The organism is Natrialba sp. INN-245, from assembly GCF_009807105.1.
Classification (GTDB): Archaea; Halobacteriota; Halobacteria; order Halobacteriales; family Natrialbaceae; genus Natrarchaeobius; species Natrarchaeobius swarupiae.
In genome coordinates this window covers 1-10268 of the sequence record NZ_WUBV01000027.1, presented here as the reverse complement: position 1 = coordinate 10268, position 10268 = coordinate 1, and the positions used below count along the sequence as shown (strand labels likewise).

Genomic DNA, 10268 nt, shown 5'->3' with positions numbered 1-10268 from the left:
TGAGTTCCGAGAAATCGCCCTAATGTGTGTCGTCTACAACATCAAGCGTGCCGTGAAACAGTGAATTCAACCGCCGTATGGCGATTCAACACAGCCTTCTAACCCGATATCAGCTGAGTAGATCGCTCTTCAACAGAGCAGTTTGGCCAGCCGCTTACTTTTCTGAACGAAGTCGAGGAGATCGATTTCCATAGGACAGAATCGAATTCCTCGGCTTCATCCTTTTAAACCCGTGATTTCGCCTGACTCAATCACTATTCAACACAGCACCTCGCTCATTAATCCGAGACAGAGTGATCGTACGAGCTCGCCGATCGATATTCCTTTGGTGACTCTCGGAACTCAGCCCGGGAATCTTCGCTCTCGAAATAGTAGATTGACTCCTCATAGACTGTACAGTAATCCGCGTTCTTAACTGTGAGTTCGGTTCCAGTGACCGGATCCTCAACGACTCGATCACCTGGTGTTCCTTTCCGTCCTCTCACTAGAAGGACGACAAATCCGAGGGCAATGAGGAGAAACACTAGGTTCAGGATCGTGACTGGTTCGAATCCAAAGATCGTCACACCTGCTCCCGTTTCCGCAATGTCCAGATCTGGAATAAGGCCGAGCACAGCAAAGAGATAGTAGATGATGATCCCGGTCGTTGCCATCGAGACGAAGAGGATGATTGTGATCCTAGTGCCGATCTTCTTGCCCCAGATCTTCCGGTAAATCCGGATCAACTGCGGAACGATTAGGTCGGCGTAAATGAACGCGATGACGCCGGCGAAGGCGAAGCCCGAGCCCCACAGCACCGCTGCCAGTGGGACATTGCCGATCGATCCGACGAACGTCGCCATCGAGATGAGTGGCCCGAGGACGCTGTTGTAGACAATCTGTGTGAACCCTGTTCCACCGCCCTCAAAGAGAAGCGTCCAGATGGCTTGGGGAACCGCAGCTGCGATCAACCCCGCCAGCAGGAACCCGATCGCCAGCTCCTTCCACAGCATCTTGAGATCCTTCTTTGTCTGGTTTGCGGCTTCGACCCAGCCATTCCACGACGCGATCTTTTCCTTCCACGAGGTCGTATGCACGTCAGGGTCGTGCTCGAAGAGCCGTTTGCACCCGTCCGAACAGAAGTAGACCGTCTCGTTTTTGTGTTCGACGGGGATACCGTTCTCCCGGTTCAACCGCATTTTACAGACCGGGTCCGTCACGACAGGCTGCTCCTCCTCTATAAGTCGTTCTCTTGCTTTCTCTGTCTCGTCGTAGGGGATCCACAGGTGGACGAGCGTGATCGCAATCAGGATGAAGATTGGCGCGCCGACCGCCTGTGCGACGGCGAACTCCCAGCCCAGAAGCGCCCAGATGACGAACGTCAGGCCAATGACGAAGTTCGTCGAGGCGATTTTGAACGCGACCGCCGGGATGATGTGTGCGCCTTTCTTGAACAGCGTTTTCGTCGCAGCGATATCGCCGAACGAACAGGACGTTGAGGCAGTCCCGAACCCCATCGCGTAGAGAACGGATTTCGCGTCCGGTTCACCCATGTAGTTGACCATCCCCTCTTTCGAGACGAACGCCTGGATGGCACCCGAGATCATGAAGCCGAGCATCAACGCCCAAAACGCCTGCCAGAAGAAATCCCCGGCCATGATCAGCCCTTCGACAACCGTCTCCAGGATCGAAGCAATCACGTTTCCAACCTCCGCCAATCGCGTGTCACGACCTGTCTATCGAGTGCCGGCCGATCGAATCTCCGTACTGACATTTGTTAGATATTCTCTTTCCTTGTTCAAGCAGTTTGTGATTAAAATAGCGCGGATGACCTCGGAGCCATACTTTGGAATGTAATTTACTGTGCGATTAAATATCGATATCTGCTCGGCGCAGAAGCTGGGCGTTGATCGCTACGATCACTGTACTCGCCGACATCAGGACTGCCCCGACAGCCGGAGAGAGCAGAATCCCGATCGGGGCCAAAATCCCAGCCGCAAGCGGCAACGCGAACACGTTGTACCCGGCCGCCCACACGAGGTTCTCCTGCATCTTCCGGTAACTCTTTCTGCTCAATCGAACCAGATGAGCCACATCTCGCGGGTCGTTTTCCACGAGTACGACATCCGCAGACTCCACAGCCACGTCGGTCCCTGATCCGATAGCAATGCCGACGTCCGATCGCGTCAACGCTGGGGCATCGTTAACTCCGTCACCGACCATCGCCACGAGTTTGTCCTGTTCCTGGAGTTCGATGATTTTCTTATCCTTGTCCTCCGGTAGCACTTCCGCAAAATACGTGTCGATCCTCAACTCTTCCGACACTGCACGGGCGACGTCCTCGGAATCACCCGTCAGCATCGCCACTTCCACGTCCATCTCGTGCAGCGCCTCGATCGCTTCGAAGCTTTCATCTCGAATGACGTCAGCCAGCGCCACAGCGCCGAGCGCTTCACCGTCCCGTAAGAGATATACAACGCCCTGACCGCGTTCGCCGGCGTCGGTGGCAAACGATTCGAGCCGTTCGTCCGGTTCAACGTCGAGATGGCGGAGTAGGTTCGGTCCGCCGACGTAGATCGTTTCGCCATCCTGCACGCCCGTACCGTCCACACCGGGAGCCGCTGCAGCTTCCACCTCGACGGTTGCTCGAACGCCCCGTCCTTCGAGCGCCTCGAACTCTCGTACGCCGGGGATGGATACACCTCGCTCGTTGGCTTCCTCGCGGATTGCCTCCGCAATCATGTGTTCGGAGTCGCTTTCAGCGGCAGCCATCAACGCGAGCACTTCGTCCTCGTCCCAGCCGTCCGTCGTGGCAATATCTACAACGCCTTGTTCACCTTTCGTGAGCGTCCCGGTCTTGTCGAAGACGATCGTATCGAGGTTTCGGGCATCTTCCATGGCGATCCGATCCCGGATGAGCATCCCGTTGCGCGCCGCCATCGTCGTATTGATAGCCACGACCAGCGGTACGGCGAGCCCCAGTGCGTGCGGACAGGCGATCACGAGCACCGTCACGACCCGATTGATGACTGGTACCCCGAAGCCGACTGCGATGGTCCAGGCGACGGCGGTGACTGCCGCCACCGCGATCGCCGCGTAGAACAACCAGCCGGCGGCTCGATCCGCGAGGATTTGTGTCCGAGACTGGCTCTGTTGGGCTTCTTCGACCAGCCGCATGATTCCCGAAAGCGTCGTTTCCTCGCCGGTCGCGGTGACCCGGACGCGAAGGCTTCCATCACGATTGGTTGTGCCGCCGATGACCTCGTGGCCGGGTTCCTTCTTGACCGGTCGTGACTCCCCGGTGATCATCGCTTCGTTGACATTCGATTCACCCTCTTCTACAACGCCATCTGCCGGGACATTCGCTCCCGGACGAACGAGCACGAGATCGTCTTCTGCGAGTCGGTCGACGCGGACTTCTTCGACGTCGCCGGACTCGGTGATCCGCTCGGCAGTATCCGGCATCAGTTCGGCGAGTTCGTCGAGCGCGCCGGATGCGCGCCGGACGCTTCGCATCTCGATCCAGTGGCCGAGCAGGAAGATGACGATCAGCGTGACCAGTTCCCAAAAGAGTGGTTCACCGATGCCCAACGTAACCGCTGCAACACTGTAGACGAATGCGACGGTAATCGCCAGCGAGATCAAAAGCATCATCCCGGGTTCGCGGTTACGCGCCTCGACGGCACCCATCCGCAGGAACGGGATACCACCGTAGACGAAGACGGCAAAACCGAGAACTGGCGCGACGAATTCGCTCCCGGCGAAGGTTATCGCGGTGTAGCCGAACCACTCCTGGAGCATCTCGCTGTAGTAGAGCACCGGGAGCGAGAGGACGAGACAGACGAAAAACCGCTGTTTGAACATTTCCTCGTGCCCGGAGTGGTCGACGTGGGCCCCGTGGTCGTGACGCTCGTCGTGATCTTCGTGGACGTGTTCGTCCTCCGGTCGGCGACCTGCCGGTTCCCATTCCTCGGCATGTTCGGCGTCTGTCGCACTCAGGTCGCAGACCCGACAGCATGGACACTCGCTATCGGTCGGTTTTCCTTCTTGCATCTGCTCCTCGTGAGCGTCGTGTGATCCGTGCCGATTGGTAGAACTGTCTTTGGACACGATTTCCCCTCACGTAGCAATCGTTCTCGTCGTTCTTCAAACTCTTCGTCGGTGAGGTCGCCCCACGCATATGCTTAGCGCAGCTCTTCTACCGACTACTCGAATCTATGTTGGCAGTGATGTCTCACGAGATTGCCTTCTCATTGGGCATTGGACATCTAAGCTCCAGAAACCGAACTGCTCGAGTCTTCTTCGACCCGATTGAGTCATTGATCCTGTGGAGCATTCCATTCACTCGGGTATTGCGCCCGGTCTTATGGGACCAGAGATTCTACCAAGTAGTATGTCATCAGAAGACACCCTTCTCCAGACAGTCCTCATTATCGTTGCCGTGATCGTACTGCTCCCATTACTCATGATGGCGCTCGCTATGCCCATGATGTGGTTCTGGGGCGGAGGACATATGTGGAACGGTGGCATGTGGAACGGAACAGGCGCAACGTGGGGTGGTCTCCTGATGTGGCTGGTATTTCTCGTCGTTATCGTTGGGATCGGATATCTCCTGTATCGAGCAGTTAGCTCTCCCACCAGCCGTGAAACCGATCCGGCACTCGAGGAGTTGCGCACCGCGTACGCTCGTGGCGACCTCTCCGACGAGGAGTTCGAACAGCGGCGACAGAGGCTACAAACACAAGACGAGGATTAATTGACTACGATACGTCTACCCATCGTCGGGTGTTCGTCCTTGCTGGCAGCACACTGATAACCAGCATTGCAGGATGTCTGGATAGTAGTGAGTCGCAACCTGCTGATGATGCCGATACTGAGGGAAACGGGTATGGTCGGTTGCGTAATCGTCGGCTGGACAGAATACGGTTCAGATTCTCAGCCCGCTCTTCGAGCACTCCTGAGGACATCTCTGACAGCACGAGACGCGAGTTTGACAGCTTCAACGAGCTAACGCGGGAAGCGTTTCGACATCGTGATAATCGCTGAGTGCGCTCGATTCGCTTCGGTATCATCGTCCGGTCTAGTTCACTGGACCCATCGGTAGATTTCTTCGCGTTTGACCCTGCTCACACACTCGATAGCACCGTTTTTCAGACTTCATCGTCTCCGTTATTATACCTCGGTCAACGAGTCACACGCGAACCTCATCTGAGTTCGATGACATAGATACAGGAATGAAAACCACGAATTCACCATTCAGCGGTGGTGTTCCGATTGATAAGTGAGTCTTCGTAACTGGGAATCTGTCTATATTGCTACTGCTCGTACGGGATCTCACGTGCCATTCCCGTTTCCATGTGATAGAGATGGTGGCAATGGAAAAACCACGTACCGGGGTTGTCAGCGACGAAATCGATCGTGATCTCTCCCATATGACCGGGAACGATGACTGTATCCTTGAGGGCATCACCGACCACAAAGTGGTGTCCGTGAAGATGCATTGGGTGGCGCATCGGACTTCGGTTGGCCATCCGGAAGCGAACATGTTCGCCCTCTTCGATGCTGATCGGATCGGCATCCGGATACGCCTGTCCGCCGATAGTCCACTCGTCCCCATCCCCACCCATCATTCCGCCGGACAAAGTGAGGTCAATCGTTCGATCTGGCTCTCCACGATATTCATCGAGATCGTCAATCGCGTGTAGGTCCGAGAGTCGAAGCTGACGGGAGCCGATTTCACCTTCGGTGACGTCCCCAGTAGACTGGTCGTAGTCCAGTAGTGCCCGGCCAGCCGACGTCGATTTATTGACGGGTCTGACCCGGATCGGCCACGTGCCTGGTGATCGTGCTTCAACGACAGCATCGTATCGTTCCCCTGGGCCGATTTCGAGCGTGTCGACAGAGACGGGTTCGACAGCTGGACCGTCCGTATGAGTAACGACGAGTTCGTGGTCACCGATACCGATTTCGTAAGTCGCCGCCGCTGCTGCGTTAATCAGTCGTAATCTAATCCGACTGCCTTCTTCGACATCAACGGGTGTCGGGTCGTCCGGGAGCCGCCCATTGATCAGCGTTCCTTCTGCTGGCGGTGCATCGGGAAATCCACTACCTCCCATACCACCCATTCCACCCATACCGCCTCCAGTTCCGCTTGAGGTCTCGACACGTGGCTCGGTTGGGAGATACTCATCCAGGACGAGTGTCGCTTCGGTGTCGTACTCGATATGTGGATTTCGCTCTTCGATGATGAGTGGACCGAGCAGTTCTCGATCCAGTTGCAGACCGACGTGGCTGTGATACCAATGTGTGCCAGCCGGTTCTGCATCGAACTCGTAGACGAATTCCTCGCCAGGCTCGATCGCAGTCTGGGTGACGCCCGGAACGCCGTCCATCGCGTTATCACCGTCAAGTACCATCCCGTGCCAGTGAATCGTCGTTTCCTCAGGCAGGTCGTTCTCGATGGTGACGCGGACGCGTTCACCCTCCACTGCACGAATTTCGGGCCCCGGATATTCACCGTTGTACGTCCAACCGTTGTAGGACTCACCACCTGCAACCATCACGTCACTCTCAGTCGCGCTTAGCTGGTACTCCCGATCCGGATCACCGTATTGTGGCTCTGGCAATGCGCGTTCATCCGGTGATGGGTCGGCATCGATTCTGGTATCGAGACATCCAGCAATCAAGGTACCACCTACGAGCGCACTCGACTTGAGTAGGTCACGTCGGCTTGTTGTGTCTGAATCTTTCATTAAGGCTCTAATATGGTATATCGTGATCCGCCATGTTCTTCAGTAGTCTGTGTACGGTTCGAGCACGCTAAGTATTGTGTAATATACACAATACAGATGTCGGCAGTGGTCAGTGTTCCTGAAGGGCGTCCCGAGTCTGGTGGTTAAACTGCTCCAGTTCGTGGCGTGCAGCCTCGGGCAATTCATCGGAAGGGGACCGCAACGCCGGTTGCCTATCCGGATCAAGGTCAGGATCACCGACGATCACGCGGCCAACCATTCCCGTCGATTCGTGGGTCTGGTCTCCGCTGTGATGACCGCCACCGTGATGATTGCCACCCCGATGACCGTGACCACTGATGGTACAGGTGTAGTCGTAGATTCCCTCCCCTTCGAACGTCAGCTCGAACGTTTCACCTGCCGTGTCGTAGACATCGCTCGCCCACGGGTTGGTATCATCTGGGATCCGTCGCTCGGTGGAAGACGGGAGGAGATCGGCGTTCTCCGGATGGTAGGCGACCGTGTCGTGGACGCCGCTGTCGAGCACCCACGTCACCGTTCCACCCTCCTCGACGTGAACGACGTGTGGGACGAAGTGATGAACATCGTCGTCTGATTCCATCGTCACTTCGATGTGTTCCTCTGGATGGCCGAGTGTATGGTCGGTGTCATGATCGTGGTCATCGGAATCTGATCCATCTTGGTTTGCATCCCCCTGGGTGCTGCCGTCGCCGTCGTTATTCGCGGACGGGCTTGTGCTATCACCCAGACAGCCAGCAAGCCCGATGGCAAGTGTACTTCCAGTGAGTGCGAGCGTTCGTCGTCGAGTAAGTGGTTGATTGGTCATTGGGATCACCGGTTATCGCTCAGCATCTGGAGGCGGTTTTCGAACTCTTCGTCGTCGATCTCACCACGTGCATACCGTTCACGAAGTTCTGCGCGGGCTGGATCCGGCTGTTCTGAATTGGTGTTTTCGCTTTGGTTTCCAGCCCAGTAGATCGCAAGTGCGATGAGTCCGAGCACCAACAGCGGCCAGACGAACATTCCTCCGCCAAACATCCCCCAACCAGTGCTCATCATTCCGCTCCCCATTGTGAGGACTGGAATCACAAGTAAGACAGCGAGGGCAAGGATGACGAGGATCGTTTTCTCAGTCTGCCTCATGGAACTCATCGAGACTCACCCCCAGACGGAAATTGTCCGTCTATAGCTGTAATCACTCGTTCAAACCGCTCGTGAACATCTGTCGAGATTTCTTCGAGCTGCGGATTGTCGGCGACTCCGAGGAGTTGCTGGGGATCGACGGCGCTCACAACGATATCGCCGTCCGTTTCGTAGACGATCACGTTACACGGAAGTAATGCTCCCAACTCCGGTTCTTGCGCAAGCCCCTGTTGTGCAAGTGACGGATTGCAGGCTCCGAGAATCCGATACTGATCGACGTCAACGTCGAGTTTCTCCTTCAGCGTCGATCTGACATCGATATCTGAGAGAATGCCGAATCCTTCGTCTTCCAGTGCAGTCGTCACTTCGGCGATCACGTCGTCGAACGGTGCCTCGACCGTGATGGTACTTGTGTATGTCATAACTTTATTAATTGGTGGTAGCTGCAATGTTCCGAGTTGGTTACAGCTTCCGTCGTCGTTTTTCGAACTCCTCGTCGGAGAGTTCCCCGCGGGCGTACTGTTTACGTAGTTCTTCCTGAGCTCGGTCTTGTTGACCGCCGGTCTGCGTCCCTCCGTTACCGCTGGCCACGGAAACGGCGAGAACGATGATTCCGATGAGTAACAGAACCCAGAAGAAGCCCCAGCCTCCGAACATCCCCCAGCTGCCGTCCATCATACCGCCGCCAACACTACCACCTCTCTGGGCCACGGCAGATCCCGTGACACCGATGAGGAGCGTGATGCCTGCGATGAACCCCGTCCGTCCAATTCGTGCAGCCGATTGTAGTGGTTGTATCATGGTGCTCTCACATATAGACATACGCCATTGTGTATATTAGCCAACATCGCACAATCCGCGACCAACGGCCTACGCGAAACATATTTATATAGGGGTTCGAATTTACAGGATCAGACAGTCTCAGAATTATACGCCAGCACTTTTTTCCATTGATTCCGTATTTCACATATCACATGACGGAGCCAGAATCCGAACGGGTGCTCGATCTTCTTGGAGACGACTATGCACGTCAGATTCTGGCCTATTTGACTCAAGAACCGATGTTGGCCGAAGAACTTGGAGAGCAGTGTGAGGGCTCCGAGTCGACAATATATGACCGTCTCGACCAACTCCACTCGATGGGTCTCGTGAGCGAAAATCTCCAGATTGATCCACAAGGTCACCATCGAAAGCAATACGAAACGATACTCAACTCCGTCAACGTCACATTCCACGATGGAATCTACGAAGTCCAATTGGAGATCAAAGAAGACCCGCCAGATCGATTTGCTAGAATGTGGGGCGGAATGCGGAGGGATTAACCATGCATACTGAACTGATAATCGCCAAACTCGTCGTTATCGTCCTCGGACTAGCCATCGCCTTTCAGGCGTTTCGGAGTTATCGCCGTGGAAACGGCCAGCCGATGCTCTTCGTTGGAATTGGATTCGTATTTATTAGTCAGGGTGCTGTCATCGAAGGAATCCTCTATGAGTTAGATGTGTTGACTATATATCAGGCAAGCGCGATCCAGACTGGAATCGTTGCGGTTGGTATGTTGTTCGTTCTCTACTCATTGTACGGTGGTTCGATGCCATATACGGTCACTCTTCGAGATGGAGAACGACAGTAATCGTGTTGGTGACCGCTCTTCGCCGAGCGGCTCGAGCTGATAGCTCCCAGCTCGACAAGAACCCGAATCATTCCTCCGCAGGCAGGATATTCTTGATGCATACGTGACCTTTATTCGGCGGGATGTACTACTTCGATCGATCACTTCCGCCAGTCTACCGAAGAGCGCGTGCCCAAAGCTGCTCACAACCCGTGCTGACTGTGCTCTTTAAGTCTTTCATAGCAGATATATTATATTCATTATAACCGGCGTTGGTCAATACGCACGCTATTGAGTGGTTGTGGAGATTTTGATGACACGCTGGATTTTATCTACCTCCCACCATTTTGTTCGCCGCGATCGCTCACAGATACAGTCGTGAGATTTCCCGACGAGATTGACGATCTGTGAATGGATATTGTCGGCGAGCGCGACCATCGCATCTGCACGATCATCTGTGGCCATCCCGTCCTGGTAGTACGTGTGTGCACGGTTTTCGTTCCAGAGATCTTCGAGTTCCGTCGCGACCTCGTCAGTGATGAATCCGACTTCGGCGCTTCGATTGATCGCGGTGGTGTGTGATTGGGGCGGCTGGGATGGGTCGTGATGTCCCTCCGTAATCAACCAGAACAGCAGCGTCCGTTCGATCGATGTGAAGGCAGCCTCAATCGTGAGCGTATAATATCCTGCTCTGTTGAAGAGCGATCTAATCAGCTGATATCACGGGTTAGAAGGATGAAGTCGAGGAAATCGAGGTTGGTATGGAAATCGATATCCTCGAC

Annotated in this window: 10 protein-coding genes and 1 pseudogene; 3 read left to right on the top strand and 8 right to left on the bottom strand. The window is 55.1% G+C overall.

Annotation, left to right across the window (positions count from 1 at the left end; translation table 11 throughout):
- Positions 1 to 278: 278 nt before the first annotated feature.
- The 3 genes and pseudogenes from GRS80_RS09460 to GRS80_RS21015 all read right to left on the bottom strand — a co-directional run.
- Positions 279 to 1697 (bottom strand): permease, encoded by a 1419-nt coding sequence (locus GRS80_RS09460; RefSeq protein WP_160047337.1) that lies wholly within the window; start codon positions 1695 to 1697, stop codon positions 279 to 281.
- Positions 1698 to 1848: 151 nt separating this feature from the next.
- On the bottom strand, positions 1849 to 4032 hold the full coding sequence (locus GRS80_RS09455; protein WP_160047336.1) for a heavy metal translocating P-type ATPase: 2184 nt from the start codon (positions 4030 to 4032) through the stop codon (positions 1849 to 1851).
- Between the two features lie 65 nt (positions 4033 to 4097).
- Positions 4098 to 4196: pseudogene (locus GRS80_RS21015) on the bottom strand (SHOCT domain-containing protein); the annotation flags it as partial.
- Between the two features lie 176 nt (positions 4197 to 4372).
- On the opposite strand from GRS80_RS21015, the gene GRS80_RS09445 reads away from it, so the two are divergent.
- On the top strand, positions 4373 to 4735 hold the full coding sequence (locus GRS80_RS09445; RefSeq protein WP_160047335.1) for an SHOCT domain-containing protein: 363 nt from the start codon (positions 4373 to 4375) through the stop codon (positions 4733 to 4735).
- A gap of 559 nt (positions 4736 to 5294) precedes the next feature.
- Here GRS80_RS09445 and GRS80_RS09440 read toward each other — a convergent pair.
- The 5 genes from GRS80_RS09440 to GRS80_RS09420 form a co-directional block, all read right to left on the bottom strand.
- Positions 5295 to 6605 carry a multicopper oxidase family protein gene (locus GRS80_RS09440; RefSeq protein WP_235019697.1) on the bottom strand — a complete coding sequence of 437 codons (1311 nt, stop codon included), beginning with the start codon at positions 6603 to 6605 and terminating at the stop codon, positions 5295 to 5297.
- A 235-nt stretch (positions 6606 to 6840) separates the two neighbouring features.
- Complete coding sequence (locus tag GRS80_RS09435; protein WP_235019696.1) at positions 6841 to 7557, bottom strand: plastocyanin/azurin family copper-binding protein; 717 nt, start codon at positions 7555 to 7557, stop codon at positions 6841 to 6843.
- Between the two features lie 5 nt (positions 7558 to 7562).
- Positions 7563 to 7883, bottom strand: a complete 321-nt coding sequence (locus GRS80_RS09430) for an SHOCT domain-containing protein (RefSeq protein WP_235019695.1) — start codon at positions 7881 to 7883, stop codon at positions 7563 to 7565.
- Positions 7880 to 8296: a DUF302 domain-containing protein gene (locus tag GRS80_RS09425; RefSeq protein WP_160047338.1), complete on the bottom strand. Its 417-nt coding sequence runs from the start codon at positions 8294 to 8296 to the stop codon at positions 7880 to 7882. Before GRS80_RS09425 ends, GRS80_RS09430 begins: the two co-directional genes overlap by 4 nt.
- Before the next feature lie 40 nt (positions 8297 to 8336).
- The gene (locus tag GRS80_RS09420) at positions 8337 to 8552 is read right to left on the bottom strand and encodes an SHOCT domain-containing protein (RefSeq protein WP_160047333.1); all 216 of its coding nucleotides are present in this window, start codon (positions 8550 to 8552) and stop codon (positions 8337 to 8339) included.
- 296 nt (positions 8553 to 8848) lie between these two features.
- Here GRS80_RS09420 and GRS80_RS09415 point away from each other — a divergent pair, with 296 nt between their 5' ends.
- Together GRS80_RS09415 and GRS80_RS09410 are read left to right on the top strand one after the other, a co-directional pair.
- The gene (locus GRS80_RS09415; RefSeq protein ID WP_160047332.1) at positions 8849 to 9196 is read left to right on the top strand and encodes a helix-turn-helix domain-containing protein; all 348 of its coding nucleotides are present in this window, start codon (positions 8849 to 8851) and stop codon (positions 9194 to 9196) included.
- 2 nt (positions 9197 to 9198) lie between these two features.
- Complete coding sequence (locus GRS80_RS09410) at positions 9199 to 9507, top strand: hypothetical protein (protein WP_160047331.1); 309 nt, start codon at positions 9199 to 9201, stop codon at positions 9505 to 9507.
- Positions 9508 to 10268: the final 761 nt, after the last annotated feature.